Raw genomic sequence first — 19,934 nt, 5'->3', positions numbered from 1 at the left:
TTGATTATCGATGTTCCTTGGTGTGGAAAGACAAGTACAAGGCAATATTAGCCAGGATAAATCCAAAATCCAACACCTCATAGCCCTTCTAAGTGCAAACTTAAGGTGAGTCCACCTCACTCAACACTAGGCTCACCGCACCCCCCAAAAAAAACCGTCTCACACCACCGCGAATCTCCGGGTATCAGGAACTGACTTGAAGCAAGTGATAACCCGAGTTTAAACGGCAGATGCGTAGCGATCAATGGGTTGGCGCACAAAGAAAATTCGGGACAGAACAGTATGGTCATCAACAACCCCGCTTAGGGGCGCAGTGCCTGCGCCATCTCAACTGAACACACCATTTTTCATGCAAATGACAGCTTGTTCGGCGAAGAAGGGTGCAAGCGTTGCGCCCCAACGGTGGAGGGCGGGGTCGGTTACTGTACCTTGGCCTCCGCCACCCACCCCGCAAACTCCCCCCGAAACCGCTCAATCTTCCCCCGGTCGCAATCCGCACACAACATCGGCCACTCCTTCCCGGTCAGGTACACCATCGTCGCCTGCTTGCACTTCTTGCAGCTCGTCCAGTTCACCGGTCCGTCCACCGGCGTAAACTTCTCGCACTGCATATCCGGCCGCCGCCCCGCCAGCCACGCATACTCCCGCGCCGGGAACTGGTTGCTGACCAGCAACACCTTCAGCTTCGGCAGCTCCGCCAACGGCGCCAGGCTCTCGTCCGCCACCCGCAGGTAACTCAGCGCCAGCCACTCCAGAACCTGCAAACCCGCCAGCGCCTTCAGGCTGTCCATCTTCACCACATTGCCGGTGCCAATGCCGCCACCCGCCAGGCTCAACCCGCGCAGCCGCGTCAGCCCGTTCACAAAGCCGGTATCGGCCATCGCCTTGATGTTCTCCAGATCCAGCCATTGCAGGTTCGGTAACCCGGCCAGCGCCTCCAGATGCTGCATCGACGGCGAGCCGCCAATGTGCAGCGCCTTCAGCCCTTGCGCCCGGCCAATGGGCGTCATGTCGGTCAACGCGCCCCATTTGATGTACAGCCCTTCCAGATCCGGCACCGCGCAGGCGGCTTCAAACATCTCCTGGCTGGTGCGCGACTGGAACCACAGCGTCTTCACGTTCGTCAGTGTCGGCAGTAATTCGCACCAGCGTTTCACCAGCGCCTTCTGCTCCTTGGCGGGCAGGTCGGTTTGTGTGATGGCCAGGCTCAGCCGCTCGCCGCCGGTGTAGCCGTCCACATCGCGGATGGTTTTGGGCGGAAAGTCGCGGGTAGGGCGGTGATGCCAGTAACTGTGCCAGGGCTCCACCGTCTCACTGGACTGCTGAGTCAGGGTGCGGACGGTGTCCAGCAGGTCGTCGAGGGGGGAGGGCATGGCGATGGGGCTCCGTGGAGGTTTTCGGGGAAGGGACTGTGGGAGAGATTGCCAGAAAAATAGGTGCAGATGATGCCGTCAGAAGTAAATTATCGCAGGGGCGCAGTGCCTGCGCCCTCTCAACCGAACACACCGTTTTTCATGTAAATGGCAGCCTGTTCGGCAAAGAAGGTCCCGAAAATTTCGCCATTGTGGATAGGAGTTTTACATAGAACGGTCAGCGGCCCTGGCAACGCTCCGCTTGTCCTTACGCGCGAATTCATCAAGAATGCCCGGCCGTCGCACATCGTCGGGCGACGCACAACCCACCGGAATTGCCGGAGCCCCCGGCTAAAAGGAGACAAGATGTTCAACCCCCTGCGCAACCTGCCCGCTTTCTGCCTGCTGGGCCTCATGTCATCGGCCGCCCTGGCTGACAACGCCTCCGTCAATGACGTGCCGGCCCCGGCCACCAGCCCTTTCAAGTGGACCTTCCAGGCCGGTCTGACCCAAGGCGGCGACACGCTGGTCACCACCTATTACGTCTCGGGTTCCAGCGAGGATGTCAATGCCGGTGATTTCCTGTATTTCGGCGGCGGTTTTGATTATCGCCTGGGTAAGGACATGGCGCTGCGCACCACAATCAATTACATGGTGGCGGACTCCACAGCGGATAACGGCAGTGTCAAATTCGATCGCATGCCGCTGGAAATCTCGCTGGCCAAGGAGTTCAGCCGGCACCGGCTGGCGGTCGGCATCACCCGCCATTTCTCGCCAAAACTGAAGGTGGATGTGCCTGGTCTCAACGTGACGCTGGAGTTTGAAGATGCGGACGGGACATTGATTGAATACGGCTACCGCTTGGGGGGCAACGCCTGGATTACGCTCCGCCACGTCAGTATTGACTACACGGTGAGCGGTTTGGCCAGCAGTGTCGACGGTTCGCATTTTGGCATCGGCGCGGCGGCGTCATTCTGAGCGGTTGCGTGGTACCGGGGATCTGACAGTCCCCGGTTAAATGCCCGGTAACTCTTATACAACGTCACCAATACCGAACACACCGATTTTCATGAAAATGCCTTCCTGTTCGGCGAAGAAGGGCGCAGGCACTGCGTCCCTAAGGCGGAGATCTCGAACCCTATCCCCCCGTTCGTCGGGTTGACGCCGCCATCCCCGCTCTTTTACCTTCTCCCCCAGACACCCGCTCCGAGCCCGCCATGTCACGGATAACCAACCACACCCGGCCAGGCCCTCTGGCCTGCGTCCTGATCGCCGTCAGCCTGACCCTGACCCTCAGCGGCTGCGGCGGCCCGCTGAAATCACCGCCGTTCAACGCCCGCCAGCAACTCAAGGCCGGGGAATCCACCCGCAAGGACGTGCTGAGCCTGCTGGGCAAACCCGAACAGGAAGCCGACATCCCGCGCTTCATGCTGCCCGACGAGATCAAGGGCAAGTGCCTGCCGTGGAACGAATACCGCCTGCGTACCCTGATCTACAGGAAATACGACTACCTGAACACGTACTTCCAGACCACCCGGCAGGAAACCCAGGTTTACATCAACCCGCAGGGCAAGGTCTGCGCCAGCGGGTCGTGGGTGTGGAGGAACGATCACGAAAAAGTCTGGAAATTCACGCAGTGGCAGGAGTTCTAAGCAGATGAAAACCCTGACCCTGAAAGCTCTACTTCTGGCCGCCACTTGCTCGGCCGGAGCCGCACAGGCCTACGACTGCGTGGACCTCCGCGACAACAACCAGCGCGAAGCCTGCTACAAAAACAGTGCGGAGGAAAGCTGGCGCAACAGCAGCGACTACCAGCGCATCGAGCAATACAACGCGCAGCAGCGCGAAGCAGAACGCCGTGAGGAAGAACGCCGTGCGGCGGAGCAACGCCGCCTTGAACAGGATCCGACCTATCAGGCGCGCCTGCGCCAAGAGAACGCCGCCCGCGCGGCGGCCGAGGCGGAGCGGGCGGAACAAGCCGAGCGCGAAGCCAACCGCTGGTGGTATGAGAGGATGAAGAACCGGGAGGCCGATGAGCAAGCAGAGGTCGTCAAGATGGAGCGGCTGAAACGCATCCGCCAGCGGGCCAACGACCGGCTGGCCGCCGAGTCGCAGCGGCTATTCGCTCCGGGCGCAGCGCCGGTGACCGCCGATGATTATGAACGGTTGGTCACGCTGTCGATGCCGGAATGGGACCTGATGCGCTACTGGGCGGATCAGGGGTTGAAGCAGTTTCCCCGCGAGTTCGCCTTCCGGCATGCGGTGGTGCAGACCATTGGTTGTACAGGGAAGAGTTATGCCGAAAGTTCCCAGACCCACGCCTTCACCTGTCCCATCCCGGACTTCCCGAACGAGGCGCTCCTGAAAACCGGCGAAGCCAGTCCGCGCCTGCTGGATCGCGCCGTGGCCTGCGGCCTCCGTTACTTGAAGCTGGAGGCCTTCAGCCCTGAAGGCAGCTTTGGCCCTTATCTGGAAAGAACAGCCGCAATGCCGCCGTGGCTGGCGGACGAGGCGAAGCTGATCCAGTCAGCCCGCGATTGCGAGCAGGGCCTGACGCCGGCGGTCCGGGCCAATCCCCGGTTGCTGCAAATGATGGCCGACCGGTACAAGTCCAGACTGCTGGAAAAGCCGGAATCGTGGGACGCCTACCGGCGCTGGCTGCTGGTGTCCGCCGCGCCGTGGAACGGTCTGGACCTGGGCAATCCCGCGCAGGTGGAGGAGGGGATGAAACGCGTGGAAGAGGCCTATCATCAGGGCAGCGAGAAGGAGTGGACGTATTTCCGGGATTAGCGCGGCATGGAATTCACGCAGACCATGCCCCCGGGATCATGGCGGTTGGCCGTATCCAACCGCCATGACTCAAGGATAACGCACCAGCCGGACAAAAGGCTCATCGTTATCTTTCGACGTTTCTTCCAGCTTTCCCAGGACAAAATCAAAGGTCATCGCCCCAATGGATGTCTCCCCGTCTGAGGTGGATGACCAGAAGGCATAACCGATGTTTCCCGACATCGGGAAAAGCGTCGTGTTCAGGGCCGGTTCCCGGCACGAGCGCTCGACCAGGCTGCGCAACTCCTTGATGTTTGGCAAGCGCCAGCCCGGACCGGCCTGACGGGCGGACTGCAAGGCATCAATCCACATCATGGTTTTAGCGGAGCCCTCGCAGGATTGACCCGACCAGCGCATACCCGCCGGACAGCGTTGCCAGACCAGCCGCGTTTGGTGATCCAGCACCTCCGCGCCCTGGTTAAGGAGTTCATAGCGACTGTCCGGCGCAGTGGGTGTTATCTGGCGAGAACACTCCTGTGCACCGGCCGTCGGCCCTGACAGCAAGGTGGCGAGAGCGATCAACAGCGGCGCTTTCATCGGGCGTCCTCCGTGCGGGTGACCGGTTTGCGTTCCAGATCGCTGACCAGCCGGATGGGTAACAGTTCGGATTTTGCCATCTCTTGTTCTTCATGCCTGGAGCCGGATACCGTCCAGAAATACCCGAGACGGGCTTCTTCATCTGACGCCATTTCATTCGGGGTAACAGGCAGTGATGTGCGGCTCAGGACATTGAAATCAACGGTGTCCTTGAAGAAGCGGTCATGCGGCCCGTATTGCAGCCCGTCGAAGTTGCCCAGGTCGGTCAACTCGTCAATTTCCGGCAGACGCCAGTCATGGCGTCCGCAATAGTTTTCCCGATTGACAGCGTTTGTGAACTCCCGTGAGTTGCAGGCGGGCAGGCTGGAGTCGCAAATGCGCAGTGAGGGATCGAGTGAGTTTTGTTCGCCGGCGGCCAGCGCGTCGACCGGGTTCTGGAAGCCGGGCGAACCGCCGTTGGTGGCCGCATCCGGGTTATACCAGCTGAAAATGCCAAAGCTGTGCAAGCCCTTGCCGGTCTTGTGCTCCCACAGCAGTCCGGTCGTGTTGTCGCGCACACAATTCCACGACGGTGCATCGTCGGGGAGGGGGTTGCCCTGAACATCTATCTTGGTGAAGCTGAAGGCTGTTTTGCCCGGAACAGCGGCATCCGCGCCGGTTTCTCCATCCTGTCCCAAACCCTGCAACTCGCCCAGCGCAGCCGGGCTGCAATCACGGGTGTAATCGGTCTGATTGGCGCAATAGGCCACGCCGGTGTCGTTGTAAGCATAAGAATCCGCACGGGATGCGCTGGCAGCGGCAACCTTGGCAAGTGCATCTTGCGGCAGAAAACGGTAGGCGGCGAATGCGGCTATCCCCAGAACAAGTAGTCCGATGATAGTGATGACAACGCGGCGGGAGTTAGCGTCAGGCATTACGGTTTTCCATCACAGGTGAGGCCTCAGGGCTGGTACTTGACCGGACCGCGTACCAGTCGGGTGCGGGGTATGGCATTGTCCGCCGATTCCGGTGTGCTGTTACCATCGTGGAAATCGACGCCCCAGACATGTCGGCGCTGGGAGGATACCGGCGTGACCGACCAGTAGCCCAGGTTGCCGTACCTGTCGAGCGGGAACATCCGCAGGTTTCGCGAAGGTTCGGCACAGGCGTATTCCACCAGTGTTTGCAGTTCGCGGATTTCCGGAACCCGCCAGCCCTGACTCAGCCGGATGGCTGCAGCCTGTGCATCCGGCAGGGTCACAAAGGTGGATCGGCCCTGGCAGACAGCGCCGTCCCAAGTCTGGCCCATATCACAACGTTGCCAGACCAGCCGGGTGCGCAGGTCCATCACCTCGTGACCTTCGCCCAGAATACGGTAGCGGCTGTCCGGGGCGGTGGGGTGAATGGCGGGATTACAGTACTGATGGATGTCGTCGGCGGTTACATTCATGGAACAGGCAAGGCTGAGTACCGACAGGATGCTGTTGCGAAGCCGGATGATCATTGTGGTGTCTCCGGCATCTGTCCCCGCACCAGTCGGACCGACATGGAACTGTATTTTTCCTCGGTTTCTTCGGTTCCTGTGGTGAAGTCCAGCACCCAGGCCTTCAGTCCGAGTTTACTGGCGTCGTCCGGCATTAAACGGGCGGCCTGCGAGGTCGCCGTCCAGAAGCGGAAGCCCTCATCCAGAGGGAAAAACCGGGGATCGGTTGCGGGGCGACTGCGGCGGTAGTCCGTCAGGGTGGCCAGTTCGGGCAGTTCGGGCAAGCGCCAGTCATGGAATCCGCACAGGCCTTTACGGTTCACGGCCTCGGCGAAGTCACGGGTGTTGCAGTTTTCGAGTACTTGGCCGCAAAGTTCGCCCTGTGTTTCCGGGTCACCCTGCACCGGAGAGCGGTGCAGTTTCTCAGCCTGTTCGAAGTCTTTCGGTATGTCTAAGAAGCCCGGACGGCCGCCATTGCGCGCCATGTCCGGGTCCAACCAGACGAAGGTGTGGTCGAGGCTGTGCAGGCCGTCGCCGACGGTCTTGGTTTCCCAGACCAGTCCGGTGGAACGATCCCGAACGCATTGCCAGGCGGCGGCAGTGGCAGGCAAATCCCTTCCCCGATGGTCCAGTTTAACGAATGGGGAAGGTGACGCGGGGGCTTTGGCAACGAGAAGCGGGCCTGTCGGTTGGGTTTGATGCGTTGCAGCGGAAATACGGTGTCTGAGAGTGATGACGGCAGTCGCGCCGACAACCACCATCACACCGAAGGTGGCCATTTTAAATGCGGGTTTCACAGAATGCTCGATGATCTTTTTCTTCCATGGATAACTGATTCTGCCCTGAAAATTTACTTGTGGAAAGCATTTTTCAAGGCTTGTCCGGGGAGACAGGCGGGGCAGAGGGATGCTTATGCCGTCTATCGAAAACAAGTTCCCACTGCGGTCGATCTGTTGCGACTCCCTGCGGCCGACCCGGCAACGCTTGCTCCGGCCGGACCCCTGCAGCCTCCGCGGATCGTCCAACTGCTCGATGGGATCGGTTGGACTGATCTCCCCATATCATCTGGACGGAGTGCCGATGTCCTGTTCCTTCTGGAAATCCGCGAGCCCCTGAGCCGCCATCGTGCGGATTTTCCCCTGCACTATCCCTGACCAGCCCAGCAGATAGCCGGGCGTCCCCAATGCCTGACGCGTCCACTTCCACAAATCAAAGGAATCCTGCTGCACGGCAATCCTGCCGTCGCGGAATTCAAAGCGCGAATGGATGTCGTTGACCACGGTGCGGCCGGTCTGGCTGAAGGTGTAGGTGGCAATCCAATGTGCTTCGCCGGTGTGCTCGTCGGCGCGGATACCGTCAAAGACCAGGCTGAAATCCTGCGCCTTGCCGGTCAGCATCCGCCACATGTCACCGGGTTCGCTGCCGGTCAGGTTATTAAATACCGGGTCGCTGAAACGGGCGTCGGCGGTGTAGGCGGCGGCCATGGCTTCGCCGTCGCGGCGCTGGAAGGCGCGGTAGAAGTTCTCGATCAGCCGGGCGTTGGCCTGCGCGGCGGGCGAGGCGGAAGCTTGCGGCGCGGGGATGACGGCGGTGTGGGTGGCGCAACCGGTCAGCAGGCCGGCGACAGCAAAGGCGGGAATCAGGCGCATGACAGTGTTCTCGGGGTGGGAGGCCGTGTTCGGCGATGGGTCCATTCTGCGCGTCGGCTAAAGTTCCGGCTGCTGGCAATAATGACAACTTTGTGTCTAAAATGGACGAAAGCCCGCGCTCTGGATACCCGTCATGCCCGTGATTGCCGTTTATGTGTGCCCGCATACCGTGGTGTCCAGCCTGTCCACCGCGCTGGACTGCTTCGCCTTGGCCAACCGATTTGCGGGCAAGTCGCTGTTCAAGCTGCGGAAAATCAGCGCTGACGGTCGTCCGGTGACGACGCTTTACGGCGAACTGGCGGTGGACGGCGGGCTGGAACTGGCATCGGTTGCCGATCTGCTGCTGGTTCCGGCCATCGGTCAGGACATCGACCCGGTGCTGGCGGCGAATTCGCCCCTGCTGCGCTGGCTGGAACAGCATCCCGACAAGCCGGTGGCCAGTGTCTGCACCGGCGCGTTCCTGCTGGCGGCCGGGGGCGCGCTGGACGGTTATCGCGCCACCACGCACTGGGCGATGGCGGAGCCGTTCCGGCAGCGCTTTCCGCGCGTGCGGCTGGAAGTCGACCAACTGTGGACCCATGACGGTCCGCGCTTTTGCTCCGGCGGTGCGCTGGCGGGTATCGACCTCTGCCTGCATCTGGTGCAGCTCTATGGCAGCGACTGGCTGGCGCGGCAGGTGGCGGGGGTGCTGGTGGTGGATTACGGACGCGGGCTGCAATCGCGCTTTGTGCCGCGCCTGCCCCTGCCGCAGCAGCAGGACCCGGCGGTGGGCAACCTGCAACGCTGGCTGGAACAGCATCATGCGCAAACGGTGACGCTGGAGGCGATGGCGGCGCAACTGCATTGCTCGCCGCGCACGTTGATGCGCCGCTTCAAGGAAGCCACCGGCCTGACGCCGAACGATTACCTGCAACGGGTGCGCATCAGTGCGGCGGAGGCCTTGCTGGCCTCCGGCCGCCAGTCCGTGGAGCAGGTGGCGTTGCGGGTAGGCTACGAAAACCGGGCGGCCTTCGCCAAGCTGTTCAAGACGCTGACCGGGGAGACCCCGGCGGCGTACCGGCAACGGTGTCAGCGGGCCTGATTCCCCCAGATCACCAGCTCTGGGACATGGATCTTCGGCAGCTTAGCGGAATGCGGCGGAGGTTATTGCGGACTGGCGACAGGGCGCGGGCTTTCATTTCCGGCAACGCGCCGTGCGCGATCGGGCCGCCAAGCCGTTATACTGCCTCGATCACGATCATTTGCAAGGATATCCCATGTTGCCCGACCAGCAAGAATACGTCCGCCAGTTCTTCGAACTGCTGATCTGGGACCAGCCCGCCAAGGCCGAAGCCGCTGTGGCGGATGTTCTTACCAACGAAGCCCCCGAACTGCCGGTGGCGCTGCGTCACGCCATGGGCGGCCTGGCCCCGGCGGCGGACTGGAACCAGCTGGGTTTCCTGCTGGAAGATCTCAAGGACATGGCCGCCAATCGCGGCATTCTCAGCGACCTGGACGACGCCGACGAAGACAATTTTGACCTGGACGAACCTGACGGCTTCTTCGCCAGGATTCAGGCCATGCTGGTGGATTTCGGCTATGACATCTGGCAGTGGGAAACCGGCATCGACACCTTCTGCGCCGTTTTCGCCCGCACCGAAGACCGCGATGCACTGGAGCAACTGGCCATGAAGCTGGGGCTGCGGGCCGGGAATGGCGCGCTGGTGTGTGCGGCGTATCTGTAAGCCGGTGGGGGCGAATTACCGCCCCTGTTGTTTCCTGAATTCCTTCAAGCCCTTGGCCGCCAACCTGCGAATCTTGCCCTGCACCAACCCCGACCAGCCCAGCACATAACCCGGCGCCCCCAGCGCCTGTCTGGACCACTTCCACAAATCAAACGAGTCCTGGTGCACCGCAATCCTGCCGTCGCGGAAGCTGAAGCGCGCATGGATGTCGTTCACCACCTTGCGTCCCGTCTTGCTGAAGGTGTAGGTGGCCACCCAGTGCGCTTCGCCACTGTGTTCATCGGCGCGGATGCCGTCAAACACCAGCGAGAAATCCTGGGCGTTTTGGGTCAGCATGCGCCACATGTCGCCTGGCTCGCTGCCGTTCAGGTCGGTAAAGACCGGGTCGCTGAAACGGGCGTCGGCGGTATAGCTGGCGGCCATGGTTTCGCCGTCGCAGCGCTGGAAGGCGCGGTAGAAATTTTCAAGCAATTGGGCGTTGGCCTGCGCCGCCGGGGAGTCGGAGGCTTGTGGCGAGGGGATGGTGTGGGCTGAGCGCATGGCGGATTCTCGGCAGTGGGGCGTGGTGGGAAGATAATCCATTCAATCGCGTTCTGTCCCGCTTTCCCGTTCGCCCCTCCGGCTTTCCGACTTACATATCTTTGGGCGCCTGGTCCGCCGGTGGCCAGAAGAAATCGCGCGGGCGGCGTACCAGCCGTAACCATAACAAGCGCGTCAGGGCGCCCCACTCCAGAAAACGCACTCCGCGGGCGCGCATGGCCACCAGCAGCGCCAGGCTGAAACTGACCAGCACATTGACCATGCCTATTAGTCCCACCCCCAGCAGGCAGGTCAGGAACACCGATAACGGCAGGTGCAGGCCCGGTGTCCACGTCGCAAATGCCAGGTTGGCGGTAGAGAAGGTGACGTGCCGGATATCCAGCGGCAGGCCGAGGATGATGCCCAGCGTGCCGATGCAGCCCAGCATCCAGCCGAAGTAGAAATTACCCGCCAGCGCGCCCAGGTTGTGTTCCAGATAATGCCCCAATTGCTGCCGTCGTGCGCCGGACAGCCACTGCAGGCCGGGGTGCTGTTCAATGCGCGCCGCCAGTTGCCGGTAAATGGCGAAGTTGTCGTGATAGCCGGAAATCAGCCCGGCCAGAAACAGGCAGACCCCGGCAATGGCGGCATGGAACAGCGCCAGACTGTGGAAGGGGTTCAGGTCGGTTAGCAGCGTCTGAGCCTTGGCGGGGGAGGCGAGCGGTTCCCCGCCCTGCAGCCACCACCAGCCCAGCGCCGCCGCGACAGGGAACGCCACCAGCATATTGCCCGCCACGGCGATGAACTGGGTGCGGAAGATGTTCACCGTCAGTTCGGCCAATTCATTGAGGTTATGGCGGCCCTTGACCGGGTGGTCCAGCGTGGCGGCCAGCCGGGCGGCGGTCATGGCGGGTTGTTTGGTGGCAATGGTGAAGTGCAGCAGGTGGATGAGCATGAAGCCCAGTGCGTAGTTCAGGCTGTACAGCAGGGCGTGGCCGAACAGGGAGGTCTGCATGCCGCCGGCCAGCAGTTTCAGCAAGGCCATGACGCCAATGATCACCCCCGCGCCCATGGCCGAGCGCAGCATGCGGAAGAACCCGTCTCGGTTGGTGGTGACGTAGTGGTCGCCGGTTTCCCCGGCATGCTCCGTAACCCGCAGGGACAGCAGGCGGGTGTTGGCCGCCACAAGCGCTCGTACGCTGCCGCGCCGAACCTCGGCCTTGACCCAGCAAGGCAGCAGGCGGCCAAGGGCACCGCCAACGGCCGTGCGGTCGCCATTGAGCAGCACCAGGATGTCGTCCAGCCGTTGCAGGTGTTTTTCCAGTCTCTCCAGCAGATAGGTCAGGGAGATGCTGACCCCGGTGCGGCTGATGTTGCGGCGGACGCAGAGCAATACGTCATGGCATTGCTGCGCCAGCACCGGCAGGTGTTTTTCGTCGGTGGGCGGTGCGCCGGGTTCGGTGGGAGTGGCGTGGTGGCTGCGAACGTAGTCGGCTACTTCGCGGTTCAGCGCCAGAAATGGAGAGGAGTGTTCTTCAATGGCGGGGTGAATCCGCACCAGATCCGGTTCCAGCCCCATGGCGGCGATGCGGCAGGCCAGCACGGCCAGGGCGTCCAGCAGCGGCATCTGCACGGCGTCGCGCAGTTCCCCGTGTGGGGCCAGCCAGTCAAACAACGCCTGCCAGTTTTCCGCACGGACCTGCATCAGCCAGTCGGAGTCTTGCGGCCGTGGAAAGAGGGTGGTCAACTGGTCCTTGAGGTAGTCGGGATGGCGGGCCGGCGGCAGCAGTTTCCAGCCCAAGCGCTGACTCAGCGCGGTGAAGAAACCTTCGCTGCCGGGCACGGCGCTGTCGGTATATAGCGGAACCTGTTTCACCGTTCGCAGGTAGTCCTGAACGGTGCGGCTGACGACCTGAGCCAGTTCGGTACCGGGTTGCAGGCGGGCCAGGGTTTGTTCCCAATGGGCGTTGACGCCTTCAGCGTCGATGTGGTGCTCGGTGGGGCGGAAGTCGTTGACCAGCAGGCGCAGGGCGTCCGGGGCGGGCAGTTCCCGGAAGGCGGCCAAAAGGGCTGAGTGCATCGGGCGTCTCCGTCTTGCGGCAGGACGTTCCACTGTGTCGCCCGGACGGGGGAATGACCAGACCGGGCGTGTCGCAAAAGCACAGGGTTTTCGTAAGCTGCCCCGTCATGACGACGACGACCGGGTCGTGGTGATATGCAATCTGGCGGCTTAACGTCCGCCCCGCGTCACAATGCCCCGTTGCGCCGCCCACTCCCCCACATCCTGCTTGTTCAGCACCGCCGCCATCAGTTCCGGAAACAGTTCCGGCGTGCAGGCAAAGGCCGGGGAGCCCAGTTCGGCGAAACAGGCGGCATGCCGGGGGTCATAGCAGGGCGCGCCTTCGTCGGAGAGCGCCAGCAGGGTCACCATCTGCACGCCGCTGCCGATAATGCTGGCCACCCGCCGCAGCATCGCTTCGCTGTTGCCGCCTTCAATCAGGTCGCTGATGAAAACCAGGATGGTGTCTTCCGGCCGTCGCACCAAGCCCTGGCAGTAGCTCAGGGCTTGGGTGATGTCGGTGCCGCCGCCCAGTTGTGTGGCGAACAGCACGTCCACCGGATCGTCCAGCATTGGCGTCAGGTCAACTACGCTGGTGTCGAAGACCACCAGTTGCGTGCTGACGGCGCGGATGGAAGCCATGACCGCACCGAAGATGCTGGCATAGACCACCGAGCTGGCCATGGAACCGCTTTGGTCAATGCAGAGGATGATGTCCTTGAGCGACTGCCGGTGACGGCCGTAACCGATCAGGTTCTGCGGCACGATTGTGCGGTGCTCGGCCTGGTAATGTTGCAGGTTGGCGCGGATGGTGCGGCCCCAGTCCACATCGCTGACGCGGCGCGGCCGCCGGGTGCGGCTGGCCCGGTTAAGGCTGCCGGTAATGGCCTGCTGCATCTTTTGCGCCAGCCGCTGCTCCAGGTCATCCACCACCTTGCGCACCACCAAGCGTGCGGTTTCCCTGGTGCGGGCGGGCATCAGCCGGTTCAGTGAAATCAGCGTGCCCACCAGATGCACGTCCGCCTCCACGGCTTGCAGCATTTCCGGTTCCATCAGCATCTGTTGCAGATTCAGCCGTTCATAGGCGTCCTTTTGCAGCAGTTGCACCACCGGGCTGGGGAAATACTGGCGGATGTCGCCCAGCCAGCGGGTGACTTTCGGGGTCGAAGCGCCCAAGCCGCCGCGCCGTGAGGCACCCCGTGCGTCAAGGTTGCGTTCTTCCTCGCCATCGCCATAGAGCGCGGCCAAGGCGGCATCCATGCCCGCGTCTTCGGGAGATAGCTTGTCGGCATTGCCGGTGTTGCCAAGGATCAGCCGCCAGCGGCGGGCGCGTTGGGTTTCATTCACCGTGTTCATGGGGTTCCCCCAGTCGAATCCATGGGCGCGGTCAGGGGTTGCGGCAACGCCACCCCGAATATCTGCGCCAGCACCGGCAATACCCGCGCCGCACGCATCTCATCCACCGCCTTTGCCGCCGCCGCTCCCGACGCCTGCCCTTGTTGCCGGGCCGCCAGCTGTATCCGTTCCGGCTTGCTGAAGGTGGCGGTGGTGCGACGAAGCAGCGGCAGCACCTGCACAAAATGTTCCTCACCCAGCCCGGCCAGCCAGTCGTCCACCAACCGCCACAAGGCATCGTCATGCAGCAGGCTGAGCCCCTGACCGGCCAGGAAGCCTTCAAACCACGCGGCGGTGCGGCCGATTTCGTTGGCGGATGACAGCGCCCGCGAGAAATGTCCGGCGGCGGCCTCCGCGTCCAGCCAGTCATGGATGCACGCCACCCGGCAGCACCATCCCGCCGGCAGGCCGTGCAGCCCGGCCTGATCCACCAGCCGCAGCACCAGCTTGCGCCACTCTTGCAGCAGGTCATCGTCATCCAGCCGCAACAGCACCCGGTCCAGCGCCTTCAGCTGGCCTTGCCACACCTGTGCCGCCTCGTCATTCAGGCTGCTGACGGCGGCGGGCAGGCCAATGCAGATGCGCAGCACAAAACTGCTGACTACGGCGGCCAGGGCCTCGGTATTGGTCTGGCGCACGCTGCCGTAGCGCCAGGCGTTGGCCAGCGGTTCCAGCGCCTGGATCAGGTGGCTGACGTCGTCGGTGTGGGTGGACAACGCCATGATGCGCTCGATCAGCGCAGGCAGGGCGGGGGCGAGGTCGGCCACCAGCGCCTGTTCAATCAGCGTCGCAATGGCCGGGATGTCCTGTTCCTCACTAATGCGGTGTTGCAGGAAGCTGACGGCGGCTTCATTGACGGTCTGGCCCCAGATGGCGGCTTCCAGCAGCTTCAGGCTGAGTTCGGGCGTCCACAGCAAGCGCCAGCCTTCCTTGAAGGTGCCGCGTCCACCGGCGGCCGTGACCTCGCCCCAGGGAATGCCCAGCAGTCGCAGCCGGTGCAGGAAGCGGCTTTTCGCCAGCCCCTGTTCTTCACGCAGGTCCAGCGTCAGGTCGCGGCTGTCGGCTTCCTGTTTCAGGCGCAGGCTTTTGCACTGTTTCTGAAAGTCGGTTTGCAGCGGCAGGGAGGGGGTGTCATCGGGAATCTCCCCCAGCACATCCCCGACCAGCAGCTTGCGGCTCAGCGTCAGCGGCAGGGTGTCGCCGTGATGCAGCACGCTGACGATGGCCTCCTGCAGGTCGTCCAGGTCGGGCAGGCGGCGGCCGCGCATGGCGGCGAGGGTGGCGATCAGGCGTCCGGCGTCGACCAGTTGCGCGCTGCTGGCGTCCAGCCCTTCGGCGCGCAAGGCCTGGGCGAATTTCGCCAGCCAGCCGATGGTGATGGCCTCGCCATCCGCTTCGTCCTGCTGGTAGTGTTCCCACAGGTGCTGATACCAGCCGGGGGACTCAATGCCCGCGCCATAGCCCTGACTGCTCAGCAACCGCCCGTGGGTCCAGGGAATCCACGCCGCCTGCACCTTGATCTTTGCCAGTGGCTTCAGCAGCGCGGCATCGTCCTTGCGGGTCTTCTTCAGTTCCTGCAGGGCGGGCACGTGCCAGGCGCCCACCACCACAGCAATGCGCTTGAAACCGTCTTTCTCGGCGGCGCGCAGGTTCTGGCGCATCCACGCTTCACGGCAGGCCTCGCGGCGGGCGCGGGGGCCTTCGGGTTTCGGCAGTGCGGCGCGGACACCGGCCATCGCTTCGTGGATGGCGTCGAAAACGCCGTCGGCATGCGCCTGCTGCTCCACCAGATGTTCCCAGAAGCGTTCGCTGTCATGGTATCCGGCGGCTTCCGCCAGCAGGCCGATGGGGTCGCGGTTGCGCCAGGGGTCGGGCTGCGCTGGCGTGGCGGAGGTGTCGTTGTCCGCTGTCCCGGCTTCTCCGTCAACGGCTGCCGGAGCTTCCTCATCCGGGCTGGTTTCCCCGGCGGCGGGTACGGGCGGCTGCCAGTTGTCGGCCAGGTTCTGGCTTTGCGGCAGGTCGATGAAGCGCACCGGTACGCGTTCCTGCAAGGCAAGGCGGATGGCCTGCCATTCCGGGGAGAATTCAGCGAAGGGGAAGAACGTGGCGCGCGGGGCGCTTTCGCCTTCGACACTGCCGTACAGCAGCAGCGCCACCGGCGGTTTCATGGCCGGATGGTCGGCGAAATGCAGGATGGATTCGGCTTCTTCCGGGCCTTCAATCAGCACCAGGTCGGGCTTCAAGGCCTGCAAGGCGCGGCGCAGGCTGCGCGCCGACCCCGGGCCGTGATGGCGGATGCCGAAGTAATGAAACGGGGAGTCCTTGTCGCTCATCGTGTCCACTCGCTCGCGTAGGCCGCTCAGTCCAGCGCCCGGCAGGCGCGGTACAGGTCTTTCCAGTCATCGCGTTCCTTGACCACCGTTTCCAGGTATTCCTGCCAGGGGGCTCGGTCCTGCACCGGGTCTTTCAGCACCGCGCCCAGCAGCCCGGCGGCGATGTCGTCGGCCTTGACCACGCCGTCGCCGAAATGCGAGGCCATGGCCCAGCCGTTGCTCATCACCGAGATGGCTTCGGCGGTGCTCAGCGAACCGCTGGGGGCCTTGAGCTGGGTCTTGCGGTCTTCGGTGACACCGTTGCGCAGTTCGCGGAAGATTGTCACCACGCGGCGGATCTGCTCGTCGGCGGGCGGCAGGTCGGGCAGTTCCAGCACCTTGCCCAGTGCGGCGAGTCGGCTGCGCACAATGTCGATTTCCTCATGCAGGGAGTCCGGCGTTGGCAGGATGACAGTGTTGAAGCGGCGTTTGAGGGCGGAAGAAAGGTCGTTGACGCCCTTGTCGCGGTTGTTGGCGGTGGCGATGACGTTGAAGCCCTTGATCGCCTGGAAGTCGATGCCCAGCTCCGGCACCGGCAGCGTCTTCTCGGACAGCATGGTGATCAGCGTGTCCTGCACATCGGCGGGAATGCGGGTCAGTTCCTCGACGCGCGCCAGGCGGCCGTTGCGCATGGCGTTCAGCATCGGGCTGGGCACCAGCGCTTCCGGGCTGGGGCCCTTGGCCAGCAGCATGGCGTAGTTCCAGCCGTAGCGCAGTGCTTCCTCGCTGGTGCCCGCCGTGCCCTGCACCAGCAGGCTGCTGTCGCCGCTGATGGCGGCGGCCAGATGCTCCGACACCCAGGACTTGGCGGTGCCGGGCACGCCCAGCAGCAGCAGGGCGCGGTCGGTGGCGAGGGTGGCGACGGCGATTTCCATCAGGCGGCGGTTGCCGATGTATTTCGGGGTGATCTCGACGCCGTTGGCGAGCTTGCCGCCCAGCAGATAGGTGACCACGGCCTGTGGCGACAGCTTCCATTGCGGCGGCCGGGGCAGGCGGTCCGTGTCGGCAAGGGTCGCCAGCTCGGCGGCATATTGGTGTTCGGCGCGTTGCCGGAGGACGTCACTCATGGTCGCTTTCCTGGTTGCGGTGGTGGTTCGGGAGCGGCTCCGGCATGGGGCTTGGAGCGGCGGAATTGGGGGGCGTATCAGGCGCCCCGGCGGCCAGTGCGGCCTCGGCATGCAGGCGGAAGCGCCAGGTCTCGGCCACTTCCGGCAGGCCGGGCGGCAAGGCGGGCAGCAGGCATGTGCAGCCGTAAAGCGACAGGGGCTGATGCAGCGAGGACAGCCGAAGCCGCAGGTAATCCGGTCCCGGGTTCACGGTCGCTGCGAGTCCCTGCCAGCCGCGCAGGACGGCGGTGGTAAAGGCTTCCGACCAGCGCCAGGGCGTGAGGCCTGACAACCGCTGGCCGAGGAGCATGAGACCGGTTTCCAGGTTTTTCGCCGCTTGCGCCTGCTGCATCAAGGTTTCTTCGCGAAGCTGGTCCGGCAGGGCTTGCAGCAGGCTCAGCGCCTGCGATGGGGAAAGGCTTTGCGCCAGCAGGACGTTCAGCATGCCGGCATGCCCGGTTGCCGGGGCGGCTAACGCCAGCCCCTGTAACAGCACATCCTTCCAGTCCGTCTTGCCCAGCGCGGCGACCAGTGTCTGCGCGTCCATGCTGCTGTGAGCCAGCAGCCATTCACAGCCCGCTCCGGTGATGATGGTTCTCAGCCAGACCGCTTTTTCACCCAGGCCTTGGGACGGAGCGGTCAGCGGCTCCAGACCGTCACGGGTCAGGGCGGGGGTCAATGTCTCGGGTGGCATGATTTCCAGGTTTTTGCGGATAAGCCCCCGCTTCACCTGGATGCAGGTGGCGGCCGCCGCCTGCATGCGTTGCCGCCACGGGGAATCCGGCAGGCGCATCAACAGCGCCACTGCCTGTTCGCGCACCGGCTTGCTGCGGTCATCCAGCAGCGAGTCCAGCCAGCCGGTGTCAGCCGCGTGCAGCCCGTGGCGGCATAGCGCCAGCAGGGCGGCGCGGGATGTCGCCGATTCGGTGGGCCAGAGTGTCTGCAGCCAGCCGCGCGCGCCGTCGGCATCCGCGAGCCGCCAGCGGATGAAGAAGAGCTCGCGCGCGGGCTGTCCGGCGTCTTGCCAGAAAGCGTTTACGGTTGCCGCATCGCTGTCCACCGGCAGCGTCGCCCCGGTCAGCCAGCGCCAGGCCGGATTCTGGGCGGCCAGCCACTGGCCACGGGCTCCCGCCACTTTGCCGAGCGGCAGCCGCAGCTCGCGGCGCTGCTCCGCCAGTTTCAGCAGGGCGGGCAGGCTGGCGTGGGGCGCGTGGTATGCACCGTCCGCCAGGGCTTGCAGCAGGGCGGGGAGCAGCTCCTGCCGGTCAGCGAGTGCGGTTTGCAGGCAGCGCCGCGCTTCCGTATTCAAGGGTTTCAGCGTCATTTCCGGTTCAGCGGCCGGCAGCGCATCCACCACCGGCAGTTGCTGCCCGGCGCGCTGCCAGGGGGCGAGGATGGCCAGTTGCATCAGCAGTTCGCGGCTGCTGTCGCGGCCGGATAGGCTCTCCATCAGGGTTTGCAGCGAATGCGGCCAGTCGGTGACCGGTGCGGTTTTGCCCGCCCCCATCAGGGCGGCGATTTCCAGCTGTTGCCAGACCGTGTTCATGCCAGCATCTCCCCGTCGCACCAGGCGTCCAGTACGCGCAGGCGTTCGCCATCCCATTCCCCGAACACACAGAGCGGCAGGCCGCCTGACAACGCCAGCAGCGACCAGCCATCGTCCACCAGCGCCGGCACGGCCTGTCCGGCGCTGTCACGCAGCACCCAGCCCTGGTCGGCGGGGACGGGGATGACGGCGTTCAACAGCCAGGGCAACAGGTGCAGCAAGGGGTTGAGCGCCAGTTGCGCAGCCTGGGCGTCCAGCGCGTCCGCCAGTGTGGCATAGCCCAGGGTGGCGGGCAGCGGCAGCGATTGCGGGGCATCGTGCTGCTGCACCAGCGCCCGTGAGGGCGTCGCCGAGGGGTACCAGCACAGGCGGGCGGGAAGGGTCATGCCTGCCGGAAAGGGCGGATTGAGGTTTTGCCCGCCAAAGGCGAAGGACAGCAGCAGCGCCGCGCGGCCGCTGTTCCGTCCCCACAGCCATTGCCGCCGGAAGCGTCCGTTACCGGTGTCCAGATCGCCGTCGCGGTGGGACAGCACCAGCCAGTCGTCCGCCAGCGGCGGAGTGGCCAGCACCTCGTCCTGTCCGACCGTCCAGCCGATCAGGGTGCGCACATCAGCTTGGAATTCAGGCGGCAAACTTGGCTGCCGGGCATGGCTTTCCAACAGCAGGCCCAGGCGGGCCAGCGCCTGCGGCGCGGCCTGTTGCCAGTGTGCCAGTCGCAGTGCACCGGCCAGCTCCTGCACCAGCGCCGCCAGTCCGGCAGCCTGGGCGTCCACCAGCCGTCCGGCCATGCGCTCGAAGTGGCTGCCGGAGAGGGTGCGCGCATGGGCGAGGCCGCCGCGCAGCAGGTCGTCCAGCCAGATCCGCAATTCATCCATGCCGCCCTGGACTTTTTTCTCCCGGGCGGCGAGGCGTTTGGCCTGCGCGGCGGCATCCACCGGCTTGGCGGCTTCGTCACCCGCCGCCGCCTTCGCACTCTTCTTGTCGGCCGCCGCCTGACGCTTGGCCAGCCATTCACTGACCCAGCCGCCGGGCTCCGCCTCCTCGAAGCGTTCGGCGCCCTGAGCCCAGGACAGCACCAGCGCCAGCCCGTGCTTGCAGGGTTGCTTGCGGCTGGGGCAGGAGCATTTGAATTCGAGGGTGTCGAGGTCGAAGGCGGCTTTGTAGAGGGCGCTGCCCTGGATTTCACCCCAGATGACCGGGGGGCGGCAGCGCAGGATCTGCCACTGGCCGGGCTTGGCGAGCTTCTGTGCATTTTGCGCCGCACTGGCATCTGGCGCGAATTGCAACGCCTGTTCCGGCGTCAGTCGGGGGCGGGTGGTATCCATGTCTCGTGGTCTTGTCCGGGCAGGGCGGTTAAGCCGTCCGGTCTCCTTGACGGTTATTG

Annotated in this window: 18 protein-coding genes; 5 read left to right on the top strand and 13 right to left on the bottom strand. The window is 64.1% G+C overall.

From position 1 onward, the window contains the following. Window positions 1-419: 419 nt before the first annotated feature. Window positions 420-1,373: a leucine-rich repeat domain-containing protein gene (locus Q7T36_RS04150; protein ID WP_304844356.1), complete on the bottom strand. Its 954-nt coding sequence runs from the start codon at window positions 1,371-1,373 to the stop codon at window positions 420-422. A gap of 345 nt (window positions 1,374-1,718) precedes the next feature. On the opposite strand from Q7T36_RS04150, the gene Q7T36_RS04145 reads away from it, so the two are divergent. The 3 genes from Q7T36_RS04145 (at window position 1,719) to Q7T36_RS04135 (ending at window position 4,142) form a co-directional block, all read left to right on the top strand. Further along, window positions 1,719-2,330 carry a hypothetical protein gene (locus Q7T36_RS04145; RefSeq protein WP_304844354.1) on the top strand — a complete coding sequence of 204 codons (612 nt, stop codon included), beginning with the start codon at window positions 1,719-1,721 and terminating at the stop codon, window positions 2,328-2,330. A 239-nt stretch (window positions 2,331-2,569) separates the two neighbouring features. Further along, complete coding sequence (locus tag Q7T36_RS04140) at window positions 2,570-3,004, top strand: hypothetical protein (RefSeq protein WP_304844352.1); 435 nt, start codon at window positions 2,570-2,572, stop codon at window positions 3,002-3,004. Between the two features lie 4 nt (window positions 3,005-3,008). Continuing rightward, window positions 3,009-4,142, top strand: a complete 1,134-nt coding sequence (locus tag Q7T36_RS04135) for a hypothetical protein (protein WP_304844350.1) — start codon at window positions 3,009-3,011, stop codon at window positions 4,140-4,142. 69 nt (window positions 4,143-4,211) lie between these two features. On the opposite strand, the gene Q7T36_RS04130 is transcribed toward Q7T36_RS04135, so the two are convergent. The 5 genes from Q7T36_RS04130 to Q7T36_RS04110 all read right to left on the bottom strand — a co-directional run bounded on the left by Q7T36_RS04130 (window position 4,212) and on the right by Q7T36_RS04110 (window position 7,829). Continuing rightward, the gene (locus Q7T36_RS04130) at window positions 4,212-4,718 is read right to left on the bottom strand and encodes a DUF1566 domain-containing protein (protein WP_304844348.1); all 507 of its coding nucleotides are present in this window, start codon (window positions 4,716-4,718) and stop codon (window positions 4,212-4,214) included. Next, the gene (locus Q7T36_RS04125; protein WP_304844346.1) at window positions 4,715-5,632 is read right to left on the bottom strand and encodes a DUF1566 domain-containing protein; all 918 of its coding nucleotides are present in this window, start codon (window positions 5,630-5,632) and stop codon (window positions 4,715-4,717) included. The genes Q7T36_RS04130 and Q7T36_RS04125 overlap by 4 nt, the downstream gene beginning before the upstream one ends. A gap of 26 nt (window positions 5,633-5,658) precedes the next feature. Then, the gene (locus Q7T36_RS04120) at window positions 5,659-6,201 is read right to left on the bottom strand and encodes a DUF1566 domain-containing protein (protein ID WP_304844344.1); all 543 of its coding nucleotides are present in this window, start codon (window positions 6,199-6,201) and stop codon (window positions 5,659-5,661) included. Then, a complete protein-coding gene (locus Q7T36_RS04115; protein WP_304844342.1) occupies window positions 6,198-6,791 on the bottom strand; it encodes a DUF1566 domain-containing protein in 594 nt (197 codons plus the stop codon). The genes Q7T36_RS04120 and Q7T36_RS04115 overlap by 4 nt, the downstream gene beginning before the upstream one ends. Before the next feature lie 450 nt (window positions 6,792-7,241). Beyond that, window positions 7,242-7,829: a nuclear transport factor 2 family protein gene (locus tag Q7T36_RS04110; protein ID WP_304844340.1), complete on the bottom strand. Its 588-nt coding sequence runs from the start codon at window positions 7,827-7,829 to the stop codon at window positions 7,242-7,244. A 133-nt stretch (window positions 7,830-7,962) separates the two neighbouring features. Here Q7T36_RS04110 and Q7T36_RS04105 point away from each other — a divergent pair, with 133 nt between their 5' ends. After that, window positions 7,963-8,910, top strand: a complete 948-nt coding sequence (locus Q7T36_RS04105) for a GlxA family transcriptional regulator (protein WP_304844338.1) — start codon at window positions 7,963-7,965, stop codon at window positions 8,908-8,910. Between the two features lie 175 nt (window positions 8,911-9,085). Further along, a complete protein-coding gene (locus Q7T36_RS04100; RefSeq protein WP_304844336.1) occupies window positions 9,086-9,553 on the top strand; it encodes a hypothetical protein in 468 nt (155 codons plus the stop codon). Between the two features lie 15 nt (window positions 9,554-9,568). Here the strand turns inward: Q7T36_RS04100 and Q7T36_RS04095 are convergent, their stop codons facing one another. The 7 genes from Q7T36_RS04095 to Q7T36_RS04065 all read right to left on the bottom strand — a co-directional run bounded on the left by Q7T36_RS04095 (window position 9,569) and on the right by Q7T36_RS04065 (window position 19,875). Then, complete coding sequence (locus tag Q7T36_RS04095) at window positions 9,569-10,093, bottom strand: nuclear transport factor 2 family protein (protein ID WP_304844334.1); 525 nt, start codon at window positions 10,091-10,093, stop codon at window positions 9,569-9,571. A 91-nt stretch (window positions 10,094-10,184) separates the two neighbouring features. Further along, complete coding sequence (locus tag Q7T36_RS04090; RefSeq protein ID WP_304844332.1) at window positions 10,185-12,152, bottom strand: site-specific recombinase; 1,968 nt, start codon at window positions 12,150-12,152, stop codon at window positions 10,185-10,187. A gap of 150 nt (window positions 12,153-12,302) precedes the next feature. Continuing rightward, a complete protein-coding gene (locus tag Q7T36_RS04085) occupies window positions 12,303-13,487 on the bottom strand; it encodes a VWA domain-containing protein (protein WP_304844330.1) in 1,185 nt (394 codons plus the stop codon). After that, window positions 13,484-15,859 carry a DUF5682 family protein gene (locus Q7T36_RS04080; protein ID WP_304844328.1) on the bottom strand — a complete coding sequence of 792 codons (2,376 nt, stop codon included), beginning with the start codon at window positions 15,857-15,859 and terminating at the stop codon, window positions 13,484-13,486. The genes Q7T36_RS04085 and Q7T36_RS04080 overlap by 4 nt, the downstream gene beginning before the upstream one ends. Before the next feature lie 26 nt (window positions 15,860-15,885). Then, window positions 15,886-16,965, bottom strand: a complete 1,080-nt coding sequence (locus Q7T36_RS04075) for an AAA family ATPase (RefSeq protein ID WP_304844326.1) — start codon at window positions 16,963-16,965, stop codon at window positions 15,886-15,888. Then, window positions 16,958-18,550, bottom strand: coding sequence for a DUF5691 domain-containing protein (locus tag Q7T36_RS04070; protein WP_304844324.1), 1,593 nt, complete (start codon window positions 18,548-18,550; stop codon window positions 16,958-16,960). Before Q7T36_RS04070 ends, Q7T36_RS04075 begins: the two co-directional genes overlap by 8 nt. Continuing rightward, the gene (locus tag Q7T36_RS04065; RefSeq protein WP_304844322.1) at window positions 18,547-19,875 is read right to left on the bottom strand and encodes an SWIM zinc finger family protein; all 1,329 of its coding nucleotides are present in this window, start codon (window positions 19,873-19,875) and stop codon (window positions 18,547-18,549) included. Before Q7T36_RS04065 ends, Q7T36_RS04070 begins: the two co-directional genes overlap by 4 nt. Window positions 19,876-19,934: the final 59 nt, after the last annotated feature.

This window comes from Fluviicoccus sp., assembly GCF_030646115.1.
Taxonomy (GTDB): domain Bacteria; phylum Pseudomonadota; class Gammaproteobacteria; order Pseudomonadales; family Moraxellaceae; genus Fluviicoccus.
The sequence above is the reverse complement of the archived record's forward strand: the minus strand, read 5'-3'. Positions and strand labels throughout refer to the sequence as shown.